Origin of the sequence: Burkholderia perseverans, assembly GCF_022870505.1 — a bacterium.
Lineage (GTDB): Bacteria > Pseudomonadota > Gammaproteobacteria > Burkholderiales > Burkholderiaceae > Burkholderia > Burkholderia plantarii.
In genome coordinates, this window is record NZ_CP045094.1 from 1,467,663 (window position 1) to 1,488,102 (window position 20,440).

Consider the following 20,440-nt stretch of genomic DNA (forward strand, 5'->3'; position numbering starts at 1 on the left):
TGAGTGCGCGCCCATGAACGAGCTGGAATACGTGCCGGTGCCGGCATTTGAAGACAACTATATCTGGCTCGTGTCGGATGGCAGCGACGCGGTCGCCGTCGATCCGGGCGACGCCGCCCCGGTGCGGCGATATCTCGACGCGCGGGGCTGGCGGCTAGCCGCTATTCTACTCACGCACCATCATGCCGACCACGTCGGCGGCGTGTCGGCGCTCGTCGATGACCGGAAGCAGATCACGCCCGTGCCGGTTTACGGTCCCGCCGGCGAGGCGATCGCGCAGGTCACGCAGCCGCTCGCGGGCGGCGCGCGCGTGCGGATCGGCAAGCCGGCGCTCGAGTTCGAGGTGCTGGACGTGCCGGGCCACACGCGCGGCCACATCGCCTATTTCCAGACGGCCGGCGCGGGCCATCCGGCGCCGCATCTGTTCTGCGGCGACACGCTGTTCTCGTGCGGCTGCGGGCGCCTGTTCGAAGGCACGCCGGCGCAGATGCTGGCCTCGCTCGACGCGCTGGCCGCGCTGCCCGGCGACACGCAGGTGCATTGTGCCCACGAATACACGCTCTCGAACATCCGCTTCGCGCTCGCCTGCGAGCCCGACAACGCGGCGCTGGCCGCGTGGCGCGACAGCGCCGAGGCGCGTCGCGCGCGCGGCGAGCCGACCCTGCCCACCACCATCGCGCACGAGCGCGCGGTCAATCCGTTCCTGCGTGCCGACAGCGCGTCGATCGCGGCGACGCTCGAGGCCGAACTGCACGAGGCGCCGGCGAGCCGGCTCGCCGCGTTCACGCTGATGCGCGAGTGGAAGAACCGCTTCCGTTGAATCGCCCGCATGGCCGCGCCGGCCGCCCCGCATCGCCCTTGCCCTTTGCCCGTCGCCCCGATTCCGGTTTCAGGGTGACCGGCGCGTCGCGACGGGGCGGCACCGGGGCTTTCCCGGGGCGCGGGAAAGCCCCTATCCAGAGTAGTCCGATGCTCATCCGGAATCTGGAGAATCGGCCCCAAATACCGGATTTATCGGCATTTTTGGGCTTTTTATTGACGCGATGTACGCGCCTCCCTTACTATCGCCTGCAATTTCCAGCCGTTGGAAGCCGAGATTTACATGCGATTCCTGATCAGTGCGCTATTGGTTTTGCTGCTCGCCGCCTGCGCGAGCCCCGGACCGACCGCCCCATCCGCCGCTTCCGACCCGCAAGCCGCTGCCGATTTCCTTCGCAAGACCGCGACCTCCAAAGACACCGTCGACGTCGACAAGCAGTCGGTCGGCGATCTGACCACCAAGGATTCCGATCTCTGGGCACGCATCCGCCGCGGCTTCCAGATTCCCGATCTGCAGAGCGACCAGGTCGACATGCAGACGACCTGGTACACCGAACGTCCCGACTACGTGCAGCGCATGACGGAGCGCTCGCAGAAATATCTCTATCACATCGTCGAGGAGCTCGAGGCGCGCAACATGCCGACCGAGCTCGCGCTGCTGCCGTTCATCGAATCGGCCTACAACCCGCAGGCGCTGTCGGTCGCGAAGGCCGCCGGCATGTGGCAGTTCATTCCCGGCACCGGCCGCACCTACAACCTGAAGCAGAACATGTGGCAGGACGAGCGCCGCGACGTGCTGGCCTCGACCAGCGCCGCGCTCGACTACCTGTCGCGCCTGCACGACATGTTCGGCGACTGGTACCTGGCGCTGGCCGCCTACAACTGGGGCGAGGGCAACGTGCAGCGCGCGATCGCGCGCAACCAGGCGGCCGGCCTGCCGACCGACTATCAGAGCCTGCGCATGCCGAACGAGACGCGCAACTACGTGCCGAAGCTGCAGGCGGTGAAGAACATCATCGCCAATCCGCAGCAGTACGGCCTGACGCTGCCCGAGATTCCGAACCACCCGTATTTCGTGACGGTCACGACCTCGCACGACATCGACGTGAAGATGGCGGCGCAGCTGGCCGGCCTCTCGCTCGAAGAGTTCAAGGCGCTGAACCCGTCGTTCTCGAAGCCGGTGATCCTCGGCGCGACCCAGCCGCAGATCCTGCTGCCGTTCGACAACGCCTCGCAGTTCGAGAAGGGCCTGAAGTCGTATGACGGCCAGCTCTCCAGCTGGACCACCTACACGGTCACCGAGCGCGCGCGGCCGGCGGCGATCGCCGAGAAGATCGGGGTGGACGCCGACACGCTGATGCAGGTGAACAAGATTCCGGCCGGGATGCGGCTGAAGCCGGGCTCGACGATCGTCGTGCCGCGCGGCGACGACGACGACGAGGACATCAGCGCCGACGTGGCCGAGAACGCCATGCTCGCGATGGAACCCGACGTGCCCGACACGCGCAAGATGCTGATCCGCGTGCGTCGCAAGCAGTCGATGGCATCGCTGGCGAGCCGCTACGGCGTGTCGGTCGGCCAGCTGAAGGGCTGGAACCGCACCCACCGCGACCTGGTGGTGCCGGGCCAGACCATCGTGCTGCACGTGCCGGTGGGCCGTGCCGTGCCGGCCGAACCCGGTCCCGAGCGAATCGCCACCTCGGTCGGCGGCGCGCGCATCGAACGCGCGAGCCTGCACACGGGCGGCAAGGCCGCGGCGCACGGGCGCCGCGCGGCGCCTTCGAAGGCGGCGGCCAAACCGGCCGCGAAGTCCGTCGCCAGGAGCGCGAAGCCGGCCGCCAAGACTGCGTCGCACAAGACGAAGAAGAAGTAACGCGATTCGGTCGCCGCGCGCGTGGGGGCTTTGTGCCCGCTGCGCAGCGCGTCGCTTATGATTCGCGCGCACGCCGTCACCGAGGTGACGGCGTTTTCATTTGGGCAGGCCGCCCGCAACGCGGGCGGCGGATTCGGAGGGGACGCATGTCTTCCGTGCAGTGGCGCGTGTTCGCGCTGTTTTCGATGGGCTATTTCGTGTCGTACGTGTTCCGCGGCGTCAATCTCGGCTTCGCGCCGCTGATCACGCACGACCTCGGGCTGTCCGCCGCGGACCTGGGGCTGCTGACGAGCCTCTATTTTCTCGGCTTCGCCGGCGCGCAGATCCCGGCCGGCGTGCTGCTCGACCATTACGGCCCGCGGCGCGTGACGGCCGCGATGCTGCTGTTCGCGGCGACCGGCATCGCCGTGTTCGGCCTCGCGCACGGCATCGGCGCGATGATGGCCGGCCGCCTGCTGATCGGGATCGGCGTATCGGTGTGCCTCGGCGCCGCGTTCAAGGCGATCGCCGAGTTTTTCCCGGTCGCGCGGCTGCCGCTCGTGAACGGCTGCGTGATGGCGGTCGGCGGGATGGGCGGCGTCGCGGTCGGTTCGCCGCTCGCCTGGACGCTCGGCATGGTCAGCTGGCGGATGGTCTGCGCCGGGCTCTGCGTGTTCACCATCCTGGTTGCCGCGCTGCTCTGGAGCGGTGCGCCCGACGCCGCGCGCACGCACCGCCAGGCCAGCCTCGTCAGCCAGTTCAAGGGCACCTGGCACATCCTGCAGAGCGCCGCGTTCTGGAAGATCGCCTCGTTCTCGGTGGTCACGCAGGGCGTGTTCTTCGCGATGCAGTCGCTGTGGGTCGGCCCCTACCTGCGCGACGTGATGGGCTTCGCGCCGCATCAGGCCGCCGCGCTGGTCTCGGTGATCGGGCTCGCGATGATGGCGGGCAGCTTCGCCACCGGCGCGGTGGCGCGCGTGCTCGAACGGCGCGGCCTGTCGGTCTATGCGTTCTGCGGGATCGGCATGGGCTGCTTCGTCGCCACGCAGCTGGCGATCATGCTGCGCGCGCCGCTGCCGGCCGCCGTGCTGTGGGCCTGCTACGGCGCGTTCGGCGGGATCGGCATCCTCAGCTACGCGATCCTCGCCGAGCATTTCCCGTCGCACCTGATCGGCCGCGCCAACACCACCATCACGCTGGTGATCTTCGTGCTGATCTTCGGCTTCCAGGTCGGCGTCGGCGCGGTGCTGTCGCAGTGGCCGACGCAGGGCGGCCATTATCCGCGCGCCGCGCACCTGACCGCCTGGACGATACTGGTCGTGCTGCAGATCGCGGGCGCGATCTGGTACGTGCTGCCGGGGCGCGCGACGATCGGCGCCGAACGCCATCCGGGTTGACGCGCCGCGCGAGGGCAGGGGATTTGCCCCTGAATATCAGTCGCGGCGGCCTCGCGGCGGCCATTTCGCGCGGTGTTTTCGATATCGCGATTGTTTCCAGACCCATCCCTGTCATACGGAGATGGCACGGCAGGCTTTGAGATAGGTCCGGTTTCGCGCTATAATTTGAAGGTTTGCGCAATTCAACCCCGCACCCTAGCGCCTACCTCCAACTCCCCGTCTTCCGCCGCCTGCCTCCCGGCACGTGACGCGTCGAATGCAGCCCGCGGCCAGCCCGCGCGCGCATCGTGCGCCTCCTCCGGGCCAGCCGGGCGAGCGCCGGCGAACGCCCCTCGATGGGGCGAACCGGCCGCGACAGGTCGACAGGTCGGCAGCAAGGGTGTCCCCCAAGGAGCCTCCCGTGTTGCCGTCTTTTTCTCCCGCCTTGCTCGCACTTGCCGACGGCACGGTCTTTCGCGGTTATTCGATCGGCGCGACCGGCCATACGATCGGCGAAGTCGTGTTCAACACCGCGATTACCGGCTATCAGGAAATCCTCACCGACCCGAGCTACGCACGACAGATCGTGACGCTCACCTATCCGCACATCGGTAACGTCGGCGTGAACCGCGAAGACGTCGAAGCGACCAAGGTGCACGCGGCCGGCCTGATCATCCGCGACCTGCCGGTGCTGGCCTCGAACTTCCGCATGGACCGCACGCTCGGCGACTACCTGCGCGACGAAGGCGTGGTCGCGATCGCCGGCATCGACACCCGCAAGCTGACCCGCGTGCTGCGCGACAAGGGCGCCCAGAACGGCTGCATCCTGACCGGTTCCGACGACGAGGCGAAGGCGATCGAACTCGCGCGCTCGTTCCCGGGCCTCGCCGGCATGGATCTCGCGAAGGTCGTCTCGACCGACAAGCCGTTCGCCTGGAAGCAGACCGAATGGCGCCTCGAAGGCGGCTACGGCGAGCAGACCGCGCCGCGCTACAAGGTCGTCGCCTACGATTTCGGCGTCAAGTACAACATCCTGCGCATGCTGGCCGAGCGCGGCTGCGACGTCACCGTGCTGCCGGCCCAGGCCAGCGCGGCCGATGCGCTGGCGCTGAATCCGGACGGCATCTTCCTGTCGAACGGCCCCGGCGACCCGGAGCCGTGCGATTACGCGATCGCCGCGGCGCGCGAGTTCATCGAACGCGGCGTGCCGACCTTCGGCATCTGCCTTGGCCACCAGATCATGGGCCTCGCGGTCGGCGCGAAGACGCTGAAGATGAAGACCGGCCACCACGGCGCGAACCATCCGGTCAAGGACCTGGCCGACGGCCGCGTCGTGATCACCTCGCAGAACCACGGCTTCGCGGTCGATGCCGACTCGCTGCCGGCCAACGCGCGCGCGACCCACGTCTCGCTGTTCGACGGCACGCTGCAGGGCTTCGAGCTGACCGACAAGCCGGCGTTCTGCTTCCAGGGCCACCCGGAAGCCTCGCCCGGCCCGCACGACATCGGCTATCTGTTCGACCGCTTCACCGCGCTGATGGACACGGCCAAGGCGCGCGCCTGAGGCTGACGGGAGACGGCACCTCATGTTCGGCCATGCACTCGGAATCACGGACTTCTGGACCTACGTCGTCGGCGCGGTGTTCATCGTCCTGCTGCCCGGTCCGAATTCGATGTACGTGCTGTCGCTCGCGGCGCAGCGCGGGGTCAAGGCCGGCTATCGCGCGGCCTGCGGCGTGTTCGTCGGCGATGCGGTGCTGATGCTGCTGTCGGCGGCCGGCGTCGCCTCGCTGCTGAAGGCGAACCCGCTGCTGTTCTCCGTCGTGAAATACGGCGGGGCCGCCTATCTGTTCTACATCGGGTTCGCGATGCTGAAGAGCGGCTCGCGCGGGCTGCGCGCCACGCAGGCGCAAGCCGCGAGCGCGCCGGCCATCGCCGAGGCGCCGCGCGCGGCGGACGGCGAGCGGCCGTTCCGCAAGGCGCTCTTCGTCAGCCTGCTGAACCCGAAGGCGATCCTGTTCTTCATTTCGTTCTTCATCCAGTTCGTCGATCCGACCTACCGCTATCCGGCCGTGTCGTTCGTCGTGCTGGGCGCGATTTCGCAGTTCACGAGCTTCCTGTACCTGAGCACGCTGATCTTCGCGGGCGCGCGTCTCGCCGAACAGTTTCGCCGCCGCCGCAAGCTCGCGGCGGGCGCGGCGGGCGGCGTGGGCAGTCTGTTCATCGGCTTCGGCCTCAAGCTCGCGTTCGCGACGATCCGATGACCGACTGCGCCGCCGCCGCGCATTAACGATTACTTTTTGAATACTCGAGCCATGCCAAAACGCACAGACATCAACAGCATCCTCATCATCGGCGCCGGCCCGATCATCATCGGCCAGGCGTGCGAGTTCGACTACTCGGGCGCGCAGGCATGCAAGGCGCTGCGTGAGGAGGGTTACAAGGTCATCCTCGTCAACAGCAATCCGGCGACGATCATGACCGATCCGAACACGGCCGACGTCACGTACATCGAGCCGATCACCTGGGAAGTCGTCGAGCGCATCATCGCCAAGGAGCGCCCGGACGCGATCCTGCCGACGATGGGCGGCCAGACCGCGCTGAACTGCGCGCTCGACCTCCACCACCACGGCGTGCTGGAGAAATACAAGGTCGAGCTGATCGGCGCCTCGCCCGAGGCGATCGACAAGGCCGAGGACCGCCAGAAGTTCAAGGAAGCGATGACCAAGATCGGCCTCGGTTCGGCCAAGTCGGGCATCGCGCACTCGATGGAAGAAGCGCTCAAGGTGCAGGCCGAGATCGCCGTCGCCACGGGCGGCAGCGGCTACCCGACGGTGATCCGCCCGTCGTTCACGCTGGGCGGCTCGGGCGGCGGCATCGCCTACAACCGCGAGGAGTTCGAGGAAATCTGCAAGCGCGGTCTCGATCTCTCGCCCACGCGCGAGCTGCTGATCGAGGAATCGCTGCTCGGCTGGAAGGAGTACGAGATGGAAGTGGTTCGCGACCGCGCGGACAACTGCATCATCGTCTGCTCGATCGAGAACCTCGACCCGATGGGCGTGCACACCGGCGATTCGATCACGGTCGCGCCGGCCCAGACGCTGACCGACAAGGAATACCAGATCCTGCGTAACGCGTCGCTCGCCGTGCTGCGCGAGATCGGCGTCGATACCGGCGGCTCGAACGTGCAGTTCTCGATCAACCCGAAGGACGGCCGGATGGTCGTGATCGAGATGAACCCGCGCGTGTCGCGTTCGTCGGCGCTGGCCTCGAAGGCCACCGGCTTCCCGATCGCTAAGGTCGCGGCGAAGCTGGCCGTCGGCTACACGCTCGACGAGCTGAAGAACGAGATCACGGGCGGCCAGACGCCGGCCTCGTTCGAGCCGACCATCGACTACGTCGTCACCAAGATCCCGCGCTTCGCGTTCGAGAAGTTCCGCGAGGCCGATTCGCGCCTGACCACGCAGATGAAGTCGGTCGGCGAGGTGATGGCGATCGGCCGTACCTTCCAGGAGTCGTTCCAGAAGGCGCTGCGCGGCCTCGAAGTCGGCGTGGACGGCCTCGACGAGAAGACCACCGACCGCGACGAGATCGTCCGCGAGATCGGCGAGCCGGGCCCGGACCGGATCTGGTACGTCGGCGACGCGTTCCGCGTCGGCATGACGGCCGAACAGATCTTCGAGGAAACCGCGATCGATCCGTGGTTCCTCGCGCAGATCGAGCAGATCATCGTGAAGGAGAAGGCGCTCGGCGGCCGCACGCTGGCGAGCCTGTCGAAGGACGAGCTGTACTTCCTGAAGCAGAGCGGCTTCTCGGACCGGCGCCTGGCGAAACTGGTCGGCGCGAGCGCGGCCGAAGTGCGCGCGCGCCGTCTGGAACTGAACGTGCGCCCGGTCTACAAGCGCGTGGACACCTGCGCGGCCGAGTTCGCCACCAAGACCGCCTACATGTACTCGACCTACGAGGAAGAATGCGAGGCGCAGCCCACCACCAACAAGAAGATCATGGTGCTGGGCGGCGGCCCGAACCGGATCGGCCAGGGCATCGAGTTCGACTACTGCTGCGTGCATGCCGCGCTCGCGATGCGCGAGGACGGCTATGAAACCATCATGGTCAACTGCAACCCGGAAACGGTCTCGACCGACTACGACACCTCCGACCGCCTCTACTTCGAGCCGCTCACGCTCGAGGACGTGCTCGAAGTGGTCGACAAGGAAAAGCCGGTCGGCGTGATCGTGCAGTACGGCGGCCAGACGCCGCTCAAGCTCGCGCTCGACCTGGAAGCCGCGGGCGTGCCGATCGTCGGCACCTCGCCGGACATGATCGATGCCGCGGAAGACCGCGAGCGCTTCCAGAAGCTGCTGCAGGAGCTGGGCCTGCGCCAGCCGCCGAACCGCACCGCGCGCGCCGAGAGCGAGGCGCTGGCGCTGGCCGACGAGATCGGCTATCCGCTGGTGGTGCGTCCGTCCTACGTGCTGGGCGGCCGCGCGATGGAGATCGTCCACGAGCCGCGCGACCTCGAACGCTATATGCGCGAGGCCGTGAAGGTGTCGAACGACTCGCCGGTGCTGCTCGACCGCTTCCTCAACGACGCGATCGAATGCGACGTCGACTGCATCTGCGACGGCGAGGCCGTGTTCATCGGCGGCGTGATGGAGCACATCGAGCAGGCGGGCGTCCATTCGGGCGATTCGGCCTGTTCGCTGCCGCCGTACTCGCTGTCGAAGGAAACCGTCGCCGAGCTCAAGCGCCAGACCGGCGCGATGGCGCGCGCGCTGAACGTGGTCGGCCTGATGAACGTGCAGTTCGCGATCCAGCAGGTGCCGCAGGACGACGGTTCAAAGCAGGACGTGATCTACGTGCTCGAAGTGAACCCGCGCGCCTCGCGCACGGTGCCCTACGTGTCGAAGGCCACCAGCCTGCCGCTGGCGAAGATCGCCGCGCGCGCGATGGTCGGCCAGACGCTGGCCGGGCAGGGCGTGACGAAGGAAATCGATCCGCCGTACTACAGCGTCAAGGAAGCGGTGTTCCCGTTCGTGAAGTTCCCGACCGTCGATCCGGTGCTCGGACCGGAAATGCGTTCGACGGGCGAGGTGATGGGCGTGGGCCGCACGTTCGGCGAGGCGTTGTTCAAGTCGCAGCTCGCGGCCGGCTCGCGCCTGCCGGAGTCGGGCACGGTGCTGCTGACCGTGATGGATGCCGACAAGCCGAAGGCGGTCGAGGTCGCGCGCATGCTGCACGAGCTCGGTTATCCGATCGTCGCCACGCGCGGCACGGCCGCCGCGATCGAGGCGGCCGGCGTGCCGGTGAAGGTCGTCAACAAGGTCAAGGACGGCCGTCCGCACATCGTCGACATGATCAAGAACGGCGAGATCGCGCTGGTGTTCACGACGGTCGACGAGACGCGCACGGCGATTGCCGACTCGCGTTCGATCCGCATGAGCGCGCAGGCGCAGAAGGTCACGTACTACACGACCATGTCGGGCGCGCGCGCGGCGGTGGAGGGCCTGCGCTACCTGAAGGACCTCGAAGTCTATGATTTACAAGGTCTTCACGGTCGCCTAAACTAAGCCGTCGGGTTCAGTCCCGGGCAACACAGGCCGCGATTAAGCGGCGTTTCCGGTCCGCCGGAAATGCGCTTAATCGCGGTGATTTTTTTTATGCCGCATTTTTGTTATTGAGCCGTTTATGAGCACCATTCCATTGACCAAGCGCGGCGCCGAACAGCTGCGCGAAGAGTTGCAGCGCCTGAAGTCGATCGAGCGTCCGGCCGTGATCAACGCGATCGCCGAGGCGCGTGCGCAGGGCGATCTTTCCGAAAACGCCGAGTACGACGCCGCCAAGGAAAAGCAGGGCTTCATCGAGGGGCGGATCGCTGATCTCGAATCGAAGCTGTCGGCGGCCCAGATCATCGATCCGTCCGTGCTCGACGCCGAAGGCCGCGTCGTGTTCGCGGCCACCGTCGAACTCGAGGATCTCGCCTCGGGCGACACCGTCAAATACCAGATCGTCGGCGACGACGAAGCCGATATCGACCGCGGCCTGATTTCCGTCAGCTCGCCGATCGCACGCGCGCTGATCGGCAAGTCGGAAGGCGACGTCGCGGCCGTCCAGGCGCCGAGCGGCGTGCGCGAGTACGAGATCATCTCGGTCAGCTACGTCTGAAGCCGGGAGCGACGCCGATGCGCAGTTCCCTCCGGTTGTTCCGTTTTCTCGCGACCGTCTGGGTCGGCAGCCTGCTGACGATCGGTTACGCGGTCGCGCCGGTGCTGTTCACGGCGCTCGATCGGGTAGCCGCGGGCGAGGTGGCGGCGCGCCTGTTCCGGATCGAGGGCTGGATCGGTGTGGTGTGTGGCGTGTTGATGCTGGTCACGGCGAACGCGCGGGTGCGCGACGGTGATGCGGCATATCGCCGCCTTCGCTTGATCGTGGCCGTGATGCTGGCGTGCGTGATCGTCGGATATTTCGCGATCGAGCCGTTCATGAACGCACTGCGCGTGGCCGCGCAGGAGGCGGGCACCGACGTCGGCCATTCCGCCTACGCGGGCCGCTTCGGCATGCTGCACGGCGTGTCGAGCCTGTTCTATCTGATCGAAAGCCTGTTCGGGCTCTGGCTCGTCTGGATCCTGCCCGGGGCGGGCGAGGTGCGCGCCACGCGCGCCTGAGCGCGCGGGCGGCGGAGCCGGCGGGCGCTCATCAGGCGCTGGCCGGGCGCCGAAGCCGGCCGGGTTCCCTTATTTGTCGTTCTGGAACGGGCGCTTCGCGCTCTGCTGACGCTTTTTCGCGCGTTTCACGGTGCCGCCTGCCGTCACGCGCTCGTTGCCGCGCACGACGACCTTGGTGGCGCGCGGCTTGCGCACCGGGCTCGCGTCGGGCGAATGCTTGACCACCTTGACCACGCGCGGCGCGCGGCCCTTGGCGGTTTCCGGTTCGCCGGCGGGCAGGCGCCTGGCGGCCTCACGCGCACTCGGCACGCCGCGCGCGCCACGCTTCGGGGCCGGCTCGACCTGCTCGGGACGCCAGATCACGAGCAGCTTGCCGATATGCTGGATCGGCGCCGCGCCGAGGCGCTCGCAGATTTCCTCGTAGATCGCGATGCGGGCGTCGCGCTCGTCGCCGAACACGCGGATCTTGATCAGCTGGTGGGCGGCCAGGTGGACCTTGATCTCGGCCAGCACGGCGTCGGTCAGGCCTTCGGCGCCGATCAGCACGACGGGCTTCAGCGCATGGGCTTGCGAACGCAGGGCAGAGCGCTCGGCGGGGGAAAGCGAAAGGGCAGGCATCGGAACTCTGGAATCTCTAGGACGGCGCGCCGGACGGGCGCGCGCGAAAACCACGTAAAATCGCGGCTGGCACGCTATCGAGGCGTCCGCCGCGCGAATAAGACGCGTATTATCCGCCAAAAGCCCGGGCTGACGAAGCCATTGCGCAATCGGCGCAGGAATCGCCCGTTTTCACGGCCCGTTTTGTGGCCTTTTGGCTGAATTTTTCCTTCTGCATGGCAAAGAATCGCTTCAACCAGTCGTGGCTGCACGACCATATCAACGACCCCTACGTCAAAATGGCGCAGCGGGAAGGCTACCGCGCACGCGCGGCGTACAAGCTGAAGGAAATCGACGAGCAGGACAAGCTGATCCGGCCGGGCCAGGTGATCGTCGATCTCGGCGCGGCGCCCGGCAGCTGGAGCCAGTACGCGCGCAACAAGCTCGCGCTGGGCAAGAACCGCGACGCGCAGCGCGAGGGCGGGATCGACGGCATGATCGTTGCGCTCGACATGCTGCCGATGGAGCCGGTGGCCGACGTCCACTTCATCCAGGGCGACTTCCGCGAAGACGCGGTGCTGCACCAGCTCGAGGCGTTGCTCGACGGCCGCGTGGTCGACCTTGTAATTTCCGACATGGCACCCAACCTGTCGGGAGTGGCGTCGGCGGATGCGGCGCGGATCGAACACGTTTGCGATCTGGCGCTCGAATTCTCGCAGAACCATCTGAAGCCGGATGGCGCCCTTTTAGTGAAGTGCTTTCACGGCAGCGGCTACAGCCAGATTGTCGAAAAGTTCAAGCATCAGTTCCGTACGGTCGCCCCGCGCAAGCCGAAGGCCTCGCGCGACAAGTCGTCGGAGACGTTTATTTTGGGCCGGCATCTGAAGCATCCGCGCTGAAGCGGATGCGGCGGCCGCCGCAGACCGGCCGGAGCCTTGCCGGCCGTAGGGTTTGACTATCGCAGCGTTTGGCGAACCTTATGGCGACGGGCTTCGGACTGGATTAGAATGCCTCAGGAGCGCCGCAAGTAGAATGTAGGCGCTCGTCTATGAGTGAAGGAGTGGTGCTTTGAACAACAATATGTTCTCGAAAGCGGCAGTGTGGCTCGTGATCGCACTGGTGCTGTTTACAGTGTTCAAGCAGTTCGACAAGCCCCGCGTCCAGGAAGGTGTGTCGTATTCGCAGTTCATGGACGACGCGAAGAACGGCAAGGTCAAGAACGTCATCGTGCAGGGGCGTAACCTCACCGTCACTCCCGCCGAAGGCCAGAAATACCAGATCGTGTCGCCCGGCGACATCTGGATGGTCGGTGACCTGATGAAGTACGGCGTCCAGGTGAGCGGCAAGGCCGACGACGAACCGAACGCGCTGGTCTCCGCGCTGTACTATCTCGGGCCGACGCTGCTCATCATCGTGTTCTGGTTCTACATGATGAGACAGATGCAGGGCGGCGGCAAAGGCGGCGCGTTCTCGTTCGGGAAATCGCGCGCGCGGCTCATCGACGAGAACAACAACGCCGTGAATTTCGCCGACGTCGCCGGCTGCGACGAAGCGAAGGAGGAAGTCTCCGAACTCGTCGATTTCCTGCGTGACCCCCAGAAATTCCAGAAGCTCGGCGGGCGCATCCCGCGCGGCGTGCTGCTGGTCGGCCCACCGGGGACCGGCAAGACGCTGCTCGCCCGCGCGATCGCCGGCGAAGCGAAGGTGCCGTTCTTCAGCATCTCCGGTTCGGATTTCGTCGAAATGTTCGTCGGCGTGGGCGCGGCCCGCGTGCGCGACATGTTCGAGCAGGCCAAGAAGCATGCGCCGTGCATCGTGTTCATCGATGAAATCGACGCGGTCGGCCGCCATCGCGGCGCCGGCATGGGCGGCGGCAACGACGAGCGCGAGCAGACGCTGAACCAGATGCTGGTCGAGATGGACGGCTTCGAGGCGAACTCGGGCGTGATCGTGATCGCCGCGACGAACCGTTCCGACGTGCTCGACAAGGCGCTGCTGCGTCCGGGCCGTTTCGACCGCCAGGTCTACGTCGGCCTGCCCGACATTCGTGGCCGCGAGCAGATCATGCGCGTCCACCTGCGCAAGGTGCCGATCTCGAACGACGTCGACGCGGCCGTGCTCGCACGCGGCACGCCGGGCTTCTCGGGTGCCGATCTCGCGAACCTCGTCAACGAGGCGGCGCTGTTCGCGGCACGCCGCGGCAAGCGCATCGTCGAGATGCAGGATTTCGAGGACGCCAAGGACAAGATCTTCATGGGTCCGGAGCGCAAGTCGGCCGTGATCCGTGAAGAGGCGAAGCGCGCCACGGCGTACCACGAAGCCGGCCATGCCGTGATCGCGAAACTGCTGCCGAAGGCCGATCCGGTCCACAAGGTCACGATCATCCCGCGCGGTCGCGCGCTCGGCGTGACCTGGCAGCTGCCCGAGCATGACAACGAGACGTACTCGAAGGACTACCTGCTCGATCGCCTCGCGATCCTGTTCGGTGGCCGTGTGGCCGAGGAACTGTTCATGAACCTCGTGAGCACCGGCGCGTCGGACGACTTCAACAAGGCGACGCAGACGGCGCGCGCGATGGTGACGCGCTTCGGCATGACCGACGCGCTCGGGCCGATGGTCTACGCCGACGACGAGAACGACGGCGGCCCGTTCGGCAAGGGCTTCACGCGCGCGATCTCGGAAGCGACGCAGCAGAAGGTCGATGCGGAAATCCGCCGCGTGATCGACGATCAATACGGCCTCGCTCGCCGCCTGCTCGACGAGAATCGCGACAAGGTCGAGGCGATGACCGCCGCGCTGATGGAGTGGGAAACGATCGACGCCGACCAGATCAACGACATCATGGCCGGCCGGCCGCCGCGTTCGCCGAAGAACAGCGGCAACGTGCCGCCGGCGAGCGATCCGTCGGGCGGTGCCGGCGCCGAAGTCAAGCCGGGCAACGCGACGGCGCCGGCTTGATGTAGTCTTGTAACGAGATCGAGTTGACGGGCTGGTGTGAATCACACCGGCCCGTTTTGTTTCCGGCTTGCCCCAGATTTTCGCTGACGTGTCGATTTTCCCCGATCATTGCATTCCCGCGCCGCTGCAATGCGGCCGCTTCACGCTGACGTTCGAGCGCCCGCTCGTGATGGGCATCCTCAACGTGACCCCCGACTCGTTTTCCGACGGCGGCCGCTACGTGGTCCGCGACGCCGCGCTGCGCCAGGCCGAGCGCATGCTTGCCGACGGCGCCGACCTGATCGACATCGGCGGCGAGTCGACGCGGCCCGGTGCGCCGCCCGTGCCGCTCGACGAGGAACTCGCGCGCGTGGTCCCGATCGTCGAGGCGCTGCATGCGATGAACGTGCCGCTGTCGATCGACACCTACAAGCCCGACGTGATGCGCGCCACGCTTGCGGCCGGCGCCGACCTGATCAACGACATCTGGGGCTTTCGCCAGCCCGGCGCGATCGAAGCGGTAAGCGGCGCGAATTGCGGGCTTTGCGCGATGCACATGCTCGGCGAGCCGCAGACGATGCAGCTGGGCGAACCCGATTATCTCGACGTGGTGGCCGAGGTGCGCGAGTTTCTCGCGGAACGCGCGGCCGCGCTCGTGTCGGCCGGCATCGCGCCGCGGCGGATCAGCGTCGATCCCGGTTTCGGTTTCGGCAAGGCCACGGTCGAACACAACTACGCGCTGCTCGCGAAGCTGCCCGACACCGCGCCGGCGCGCCCGGACGGTGCGCGCTACCCGATTCTCGCCGGCATGTCGCGCAAGTCGATGCTCGGCGCGCTGATCGACCGGCCGGCGGCCGAACGCGTCGCCGCGAGCGTGGCGGCGGCGGTCTGCGCGGCCGAACGCGGCGCGGCCATCATCCGCGTCCACGACGTCGCGCCGACGGTCGACGCATTGAAGATCTGGGGCGCCGTGCGGGCCGCGGCGCAACACGCATAGCAACAACGGACGGACAGACAAGGAGGAATCGATCCATGGGACGTCGTTATTTCGGTACGGACGGGATTCGCGGCGAGGTCGGCGTGGCGCCGATCACCCCCGATTTCGTATTGCGGCTCGGCTACGCGGCCGGCAAGGTGCTCGCGCACGCGAACGCGCGCGGCACGTCGGGACGCCCGACGGTACTGATCGGCAAGGACACGCGCGTCTCGGGCTACATGCTCGAGGCTGCGCTCGAGGCCGGCTTTTCGGCGGCCGGCGTTGACGTGATGCTGGCCGGCCCGATGCCGACGCCGGGCGTGGCTTACCTGACGCGCGCGCTGCGGCTCGCGGCCGGCGTGGTGATCAGCGCGTCGCACAACCCGTATCACGACAACGGCATCAAGTTCTTCTCGGCCGACGGCAACAAGCTGCCCGACGAGACCGAGGAGGAGATCGAGGCGTGGCTCGACAAGCCGCTCGCCTGCGAGGCGTCCGACGGCCTCGGCAAGGCGCGCCGGCTCGACGACGCGAACGGCCGCTACATCGAGTTCTGCAAGAGCACGTTCCCGGCCGCGTTCGACCTGCGCGGGCTCAAGCTCGTGATCGACTGCGCGCACGGCGCGGCCTACCAGATCGCGCCGCACGTGTTCCATGAACTCGGGGCCGACGTCGTGCCGATCGGCGTGAAGCCGAACGGCTTCAACATCAACGACAAGGTCGGTGCGACGGCGCCCGAGGCGCTGATCGCGGCGGTGAAGGAGCAGGGCGGCGACCTCGGCATCGCGCTCGACGGCGACGCGGACCGATTGCTCGTGGTCGACGGCGACGGGCGTCTCTACAACGGCGACGAACTGCTCTACGTGCTCGTGAAGGATCGGCTCGAAACCAGCGGCAAGGTGCATGGCGCGGTCGGCACGCTGATGACGAACCTCGCGGTCGAGGTGGCGCTGCAGAAGCTCGGCGTGCCGTTCGTGCGCGCGGCGGTCGGCGACCGCTACGTGCTGGAACAGCTGCGCGAGCGCGGCTGGCTGCTCGGCGCGGAAGGCTCGGGCCACATCCTCTCGCTCGACCGGCATTCGACCGGCGACGGCATCGTCTCGGCGCTGCTCGTGCTGGCGGCGATGAAGCGCAGTGGCAAGACGCTCGCGCAGATGCTCGAGGGCGTGGCGCTGTTCCCGCAGACGCTGATCAACGTGCGCATGAAGGCCGGCGCGAACTGGAAGGACGACACCACGATCCAGGCCGCGATCGGCGCGGCCGAGCGCGAACTCGGCGAGAGCGGGCGCGTGCTGATCCGTGCCTCGGGCACCGAGCCGGTGCTGCGCGTGATGGTGGAGGCGCGCGACGCGGCCGACGCGCAGCGTCACGCCGAGGCGATCGCCGGCGCGGTGCGGCTCGCGACGGCCTGAACGGCGGCGCGGCGGGGCAGATGCCGGTCGGGGGCGGGCGCCCGCGTTGCGGGCCGGCTCAGGCCGCGCGCCGCTGGCCGGCGCTGAAGGACGCTGAAGGGCGCTGAAGGGCGCGGCGAACCCTGACGTCTCCGGGCGCTTCGCTGCCCGTTTTCGCTACGTCGATTCGCCGCGTATGTTTACCCTGATCGCCGGGTGCGTTCGACTCACCCGCCAGCTGCTTCGCCGCCGATGAACCAGTGCGGCCGGATGCGATCCATGCCGGCGCCCGGCCGTTGTCATTTCCGCGGCAGTTCAGCGCACCTTGTTGTCACAGGCAGGCGTGTCGAAGCCGTCGCGGGCATCGCGATTTCCCGATTTTCCCCAGCCGATTGCATGCCGCGCCGCGCTTTTCCGACCGAAGCGCTCAAGTATCGATGCAGGCGATTCCCCAGACGAAATCGTTTGCGCGCTGGAAAATCTGCCATTTTGTGACATTTCTCCTAATCTGGTTGAGCATCGCCGCCAGCGTCGGGACACGGTGAACAATCGGCGCTGTCATGCCGGTTTTGTTGGCTCGAGCGCCGGCGCCGAAAGTGCCGGGAGCCGCCGGCGATTTTCGCAGCCAGTCCGAAAAGCCTTGTCCGGCTTGGCGAAAGCAGCTATTCGGGGGCGTGCGGGAGTACGCGCGAGACCTTTCGGACTGTCATGTTGCTGTCACATCAGGTTCATCAATTGTCACGTGACTGTCATGATGACCCCCTAATCTTCGCGGTGCCGTAGTCATCCGCTCACACACTGGAGGTCTCATGAAATTGATGCAAACCGCGTTTGCTGGCCTGGCCGGCGCGCTCTTCGCTGTCGCCGCTCACGCAGCCGACATCACTGGCGCGGGCAGCACGTTCGCTATGCCGATCTACACGAAATGGGCAGCCGAATACCAGCAAACCGGCGGCGCGAAGGTCAACTATCAAGGCATCGGCTCGTCCGGCGGCCTGAAGCAGATCATCGCGAAGACGGTCGATTTCGCCGGCTCGGACGCTCCGCTGAAGGACGACGAACTCGCGAAGGAAGGCCTGTTCCAGTTCCCGACGGTGGTTGGCGGTATCGTGCCGGTCGTGAACATCCCGGGCATCAAGGCGGGTGAAATCACGCTGTCGGGCGAAGTGCTCGGCGACATCTACCTCGGCAAGGTCAAGAAGTGGAACGATCCGGAGATCGTTGCGCTGAACCCGAAGGTCAAGCTGCCGGATCTGGACATCGCCGTGGTCCGTCGTGCTGACGGCTCGGGCACGTCGTTCATCTGGACGAACTACCTGTCGAAGGTCAACGCCGACTGGAAGGCGAAGGTCGGTGAAGGCACGACGGTCAACTGGCCGACGGGTACGGGCGGCAAGGGCAATGACGGCGTCGCCGCCTTCGTGCAGCGCCTGCCGGGCGCGATCGGCTATGTCGAATCGGCCTACGCGAAGAAGAACGCGATGATCTACACGGACCTGAAGAACGCATCGGGCGCCGTGGTGTCGCCGAAGGCCGAAACGTTCGCAGCCGCCGCTGCCGGCGCGAACTGGTCGCAGTCGTTCTACCAGATCCTGACGAACGAGCAAGGCAAGGACGCATGGCCGATCGTCGGCGCAACGTTCGTGCTGCTGCACGCCAAGCAGGACAAGCCGGAGCAGGGCGCCGAAACGCTGAAGTTCTTCGACTGGGCGTTCAAGAACGGCGGCAAGGCTGCCACGGATCTGGACTACATCTCGCTGCCGGCGTCGGTCACGGCCGAAATCCGCAAGCAGTGGAAGACGAAGGTCACGGACGCTTCGGGCAAGCCGGTCGCCCAGTAAGCGCTTCGTAGCAGCAAGTCGTGGTCGCGCCGCCCGGCAATCGTGCCGGGCGGCGCGTGCGGTATGAAGCGGGGCAGTCGATGTCGTCCCGCCACTGAACAATCAGGCCCCCATGTCCGATCTTCCTATCACGTCGCGCTCCGCAAGCCAGATGCGTGCGCCCGGCCGGCTCGGCGACGTCATTTTCGGCGGTCTTACGCGCATTGCGGCAATCGTGACGCTGCTGGTCCTGGGCGGCATCATCGTGTCGCTGATCATCGCGTCGCTGCCGACCATCGAAAAATTTGGTCTCAGTTTCCTCTGGCGGTCCGAATGGGACCCCAACGCCGATGTCTACGGCGCCCTCGTGCCGATCTACGGCACGATCGCGACCTCGGTCATCGCGCTCGTGATCGCGGTGCCCGTGAGCTTCGGCATCGCGCTGTTCCTCACCGAGCTGTCGCCCGTCTGGCTGCGACGCCCGCTCGGCATCGCCATCGAGCTGCTCGCCGCGATCCCGTCGATCGTCTACGGGATGTGGGGCCTGCTCGTGTTCGCCCCGATCTTCGCCGGCTATTTCCAGAAGCCGCTCGGCCAGGTGCTCGGCCCGATCCCGCTGATCGGCGCGCTGTTCCAGGGCCCGCCGATCGGTATCGGCCTGCTCTGCGCGGGCGTGATCCTCGCGATCATGATCATCCCGTACATCGCCTCGGTGATGCGTGACGTGTTCGAGGTCACGCCGGTGCTGCTGAAGGAATCGGCCTACGGCATCGGCTGCACGACCTGGGAGGTGATGTGGAAGATCGTGCTGCCCTTCACCAAGAGCGGCGTGATCGGCGGCGTGATGCTCGGCCTCGGCCGCGCGCTCGGCGAGACGATGGCGGTCACGTTCGTGATCGGCAACACCAACCTGCTCGACAACGTGTCGCTGTTCTCGCCCGGCAACAGCATCACCTCGGCGCTCGCGAACGAATTCGCTGAAGCCGCTCCCGGGCTGCATACGTCGGCCCTGATGGAACTCGGCCTGATCCTGTTCGTGATCACGTTCATCGTGCTCGCGATCTCGAAACTGATGTTGTTGCGCCTCCAGAAGGGAGAAGGCAAGAAATGAGCGAACGCGTTCTGAACATGCCGGGCGGCCAGTCCGGCGCCGCGCTCGACGCGATGCGCGAGCGCCTGCAGCGTCGCCGCAAGGGCACCAACGCCATCGCGCTGACGCTGTCGCTCGCCGCGATGCTGTTCGGCCTGGTCTGGCTGGTCTGGATTCTCTATACGACGCTGCACCTCGGCATCGGCGGCCTGTCGCTGCAGCTGTTCACCGAGTCGACGCCGGCGCCGGACACCGATGGCGGTGGCCTGGCCAACGCGATCGTCGGCAGCCTGCTGCTGGTGGGCCTCGGCACCTGCGTCGGCACCCCGGTGGGCGTGCTGGCCGGCGTCTATCTCGCCGAGTACGGCCAGCGCAACTGGCTCGCGAGCCTGATGCGCTTCATCAACGACATCCTGCTGTCGGCGCCGTCGATCGTGATCGGCCTGTTCGTCTATGCAGTCGTGGTGGCGCCTTCGGGCCGCTTCTCGGGTTGGGCCGGCGTGATCTCGCTCGCGCTGCTGCAGATCCCGATCGTGATCCGCACCACCGAGAACATGCTGAACCTGGTGCCGAACGCACTGCGTGAAGCCGCGTTCGCGCTCGGCACACCGAAATGGCGCATGATCCTGAAGATCACGCTGCGCGCGTCGATCGGCGGCATCACCACCGGCGTGCTGCTCGCGGTTGCCCGGATCGCCGGCGAAACCGCGCCGCTGCTGTTCACGGCGCTGTCGAACCAGTTCTTCTCGGCCGACATGAGCAAGCCGATCGCGAACCTGCCGGTCACGATCTACAAGTTTGCAATGAGCCCGTTCGCGCAATGGCAGTCGTTGGCCTGGGCAGGCGTCTTCCTGATCACGCTCGGGGTGCTGGGACTGAACATCCTCGCGCGCTCGATCTTCTCGAAAAAGTAACGG

17 protein-coding genes are annotated in these 20,440 nt (G+C 66.8%); 15 read left to right on the forward strand and 2 right to left on the reverse strand.

Annotation, left to right across the window (positions count from 1 at the left end; all coding sequences use genetic code 11):
• Nucleotides 1-13: 13 nt before the first annotated feature.
• The 8 genes from gloB (at nt 14) to BpN12_RS21155 (ending at nt 10,712) form a co-directional block, all read left to right on the forward strand.
• Nucleotides 14-820: a hydroxyacylglutathione hydrolase gene (gene gloB, locus BpN12_RS21120; protein WP_246797403.1), complete on the forward strand. Its 807-nt coding sequence runs from the start codon at nt 14-16 to the stop codon at nt 818-820.
• Nucleotides 821-1,102: 282 nt separating this feature from the next.
• The gene (locus tag BpN12_RS21125; protein WP_246797404.1) at nt 1,103-2,692 is read left to right on the forward strand and encodes a transglycosylase SLT domain-containing protein; all 1,590 of its coding nucleotides are present in this window, start codon (nt 1,103-1,105) and stop codon (nt 2,690-2,692) included.
• Between the two features lie 146 nt (nt 2,693-2,838).
• Nucleotides 2,839-4,068, forward strand: coding sequence for an MFS transporter (locus BpN12_RS21130; RefSeq protein WP_246797405.1), 1,230 nt, complete (start codon nt 2,839-2,841; stop codon nt 4,066-4,068).
• Nucleotides 4,069-4,468: 400 nt separating this feature from the next.
• Nucleotides 4,469-5,611, forward strand: coding sequence for a glutamine-hydrolyzing carbamoyl-phosphate synthase small subunit (gene carA / locus BpN12_RS21135; protein ID WP_246797406.1), 1,143 nt, complete (start codon nt 4,469-4,471; stop codon nt 5,609-5,611).
• A gap of 22 nt (nt 5,612-5,633) precedes the next feature.
• The gene (gene leuE / locus BpN12_RS21140; RefSeq protein WP_246797407.1) at nt 5,634-6,311 is read left to right on the forward strand and encodes a leucine efflux protein LeuE; all 678 of its coding nucleotides are present in this window, start codon (nt 5,634-5,636) and stop codon (nt 6,309-6,311) included.
• Nucleotides 6,312-6,362: 51 nt separating this feature from the next.
• Nucleotides 6,363-9,617: a carbamoyl-phosphate synthase large subunit gene (gene carB / locus BpN12_RS21145; RefSeq protein WP_246797408.1), complete on the forward strand. Its 3,255-nt coding sequence runs from the start codon at nt 6,363-6,365 to the stop codon at nt 9,615-9,617.
• Between the two features lie 118 nt (nt 9,618-9,735).
• Entirely contained in the window at nt 9,736-10,212 is a 477-nt protein-coding gene (gene greA, locus BpN12_RS21150) for a transcription elongation factor GreA (RefSeq protein ID WP_246797409.1), read from the forward strand.
• Nucleotides 10,213-10,229: 17 nt separating this feature from the next.
• Complete coding sequence (locus BpN12_RS21155) at nt 10,230-10,712, forward strand: DUF4149 domain-containing protein (protein WP_246797410.1); 483 nt, start codon at nt 10,230-10,232, stop codon at nt 10,710-10,712.
• 69 nt (nt 10,713-10,781) lie between these two features.
• Here BpN12_RS21155 and BpN12_RS21160 read toward each other — a convergent pair whose 3' ends face one another.
• Entirely contained in the window at nt 10,782-11,330 is a 549-nt protein-coding gene (locus BpN12_RS21160; protein ID WP_198249569.1) for a YhbY family RNA-binding protein, read from the reverse strand.
• Between the two features lie 215 nt (nt 11,331-11,545).
• Here BpN12_RS21160 and BpN12_RS21165 point away from each other — a divergent pair, with 215 nt between their 5' ends.
• From BpN12_RS21165 to glmM, 4 genes are all read left to right on the forward strand, one after another.
• Entirely contained in the window at nt 11,546-12,208 is a 663-nt protein-coding gene (locus BpN12_RS21165; protein ID WP_012735198.1) for an RlmE family RNA methyltransferase, read from the forward strand.
• A gap of 169 nt (nt 12,209-12,377) precedes the next feature.
• On the forward strand, nt 12,378-14,267 hold the full coding sequence (ftsH, locus tag BpN12_RS21170; RefSeq protein WP_246797411.1) for an ATP-dependent zinc metalloprotease FtsH: 1,890 nt from the start codon (nt 12,378-12,380) through the stop codon (nt 14,265-14,267).
• Nucleotides 14,268-14,436: 169 nt separating this feature from the next.
• Nucleotides 14,437-15,243, forward strand: coding sequence for a dihydropteroate synthase (folP, locus tag BpN12_RS21175; RefSeq protein WP_425306369.1), 807 nt, complete (start codon nt 14,437-14,439; stop codon nt 15,241-15,243).
• Nucleotides 15,244-15,278: 35 nt separating this feature from the next.
• Complete coding sequence (glmM, locus tag BpN12_RS21180; protein WP_246797412.1) at nt 15,279-16,634, forward strand: phosphoglucosamine mutase; 1,356 nt, start codon at nt 15,279-15,281, stop codon at nt 16,632-16,634.
• Between the two features lie 406 nt (nt 16,635-17,040).
• Here the strand turns inward: glmM and BpN12_RS33325 are convergent, their stop codons facing one another.
• The gene (locus tag BpN12_RS33325) at nt 17,041-17,175 is read right to left on the reverse strand and encodes a hypothetical protein (RefSeq protein WP_280529157.1); all 135 of its coding nucleotides are present in this window, start codon (nt 17,173-17,175) and stop codon (nt 17,041-17,043) included.
• Nucleotides 17,176-17,422: 247 nt separating this feature from the next.
• Here BpN12_RS33325 and pstS point away from each other — a divergent pair, with 247 nt between their 5' ends.
• From pstS to pstA, 3 genes are all read left to right on the forward strand, one after another.
• A complete protein-coding gene (gene pstS, locus BpN12_RS21185; protein ID WP_246797413.1) occupies nt 17,423-18,454 on the forward strand; it encodes a phosphate ABC transporter substrate-binding protein PstS in 1,032 nt (343 codons plus the stop codon).
• Between the two features lie 112 nt (nt 18,455-18,566).
• Complete coding sequence (gene pstC, locus BpN12_RS21190; RefSeq protein WP_246797414.1) at nt 18,567-19,544, forward strand: phosphate ABC transporter permease PstC; 978 nt, start codon at nt 18,567-18,569, stop codon at nt 19,542-19,544.
• Entirely contained in the window at nt 19,541-20,437 is an 897-nt protein-coding gene (pstA, locus tag BpN12_RS21195) for a phosphate ABC transporter permease PstA (protein WP_246797415.1), read from the forward strand. The genes pstC and pstA overlap by 4 nt, the downstream gene beginning before the upstream one ends.
• The last annotated feature ends 3 nt before the right edge of the window (nt 20,438-20,440 follow it).

Excerpts from the sequence above, each read along its gene's own strand:
- folP (WP_425306369.1), top strand. The coding sequence starts at position 14,437 with ATGGGCATCCTCAACGTGACCCCCGACTCGTTTTCCGACGGCGGCCGC.
- BpN12_RS21160 (WP_198249569.1), bottom strand. The coding sequence starts at position 11,330 with ATGCCTGCCCTTTCGCTTTCCCCCGCCGAGCGCTCTGCCCTGCGTTCG.
- BpN12_RS21130 (WP_246797405.1), top strand. The coding sequence starts at position 2,839 with ATGTCTTCCGTGCAGTGGCGCGTGTTCGCGCTGTTTTCGATGGGCTAT.
- gloB (WP_246797403.1), top strand. The coding sequence starts at position 14 with ATGAACGAGCTGGAATACGTGCCGGTGCCGGCATTTGAAGACAACTAT.
- BpN12_RS21125 (WP_246797404.1), top strand. The coding sequence starts at position 1,103 with ATGCGATTCCTGATCAGTGCGCTATTGGTTTTGCTGCTCGCCGCCTGC.
- pstS (WP_246797413.1), top strand. The coding sequence starts at position 17,423 with ATGAAATTGATGCAAACCGCGTTTGCTGGCCTGGCCGGCGCGCTCTTC.
- pstC (WP_246797414.1), top strand. The coding sequence starts at position 18,567 with ATGTCCGATCTTCCTATCACGTCGCGCTCCGCAAGCCAGATGCGTGCG.
- pstA (WP_246797415.1), top strand. The coding sequence starts at position 19,541 with ATGAGCGAACGCGTTCTGAACATGCCGGGCGGCCAGTCCGGCGCCGCG.
- glmM (WP_246797412.1), top strand. The coding sequence starts at position 15,279 with ATGGGACGTCGTTATTTCGGTACGGACGGGATTCGCGGCGAGGTCGGC.
- BpN12_RS21155 (WP_246797410.1), top strand. The coding sequence starts at position 10,230 with ATGCGCAGTTCCCTCCGGTTGTTCCGTTTTCTCGCGACCGTCTGGGTC.
- leuE (WP_246797407.1), top strand. The coding sequence starts at position 5,634 with ATGTTCGGCCATGCACTCGGAATCACGGACTTCTGGACCTACGTCGTC.
- greA (WP_246797409.1), top strand. The coding sequence starts at position 9,736 with ATGAGCACCATTCCATTGACCAAGCGCGGCGCCGAACAGCTGCGCGAA.
- carB (WP_246797408.1), top strand. The coding sequence starts at position 6,363 with ATGCCAAAACGCACAGACATCAACAGCATCCTCATCATCGGCGCCGGC.
- BpN12_RS21165 (WP_012735198.1), top strand. The coding sequence starts at position 11,546 with ATGGCAAAGAATCGCTTCAACCAGTCGTGGCTGCACGACCATATCAAC.
- BpN12_RS33325 (WP_280529157.1), bottom strand. The coding sequence starts at position 17,175 with ATGACAGCGCCGATTGTTCACCGTGTCCCGACGCTGGCGGCGATGCTC.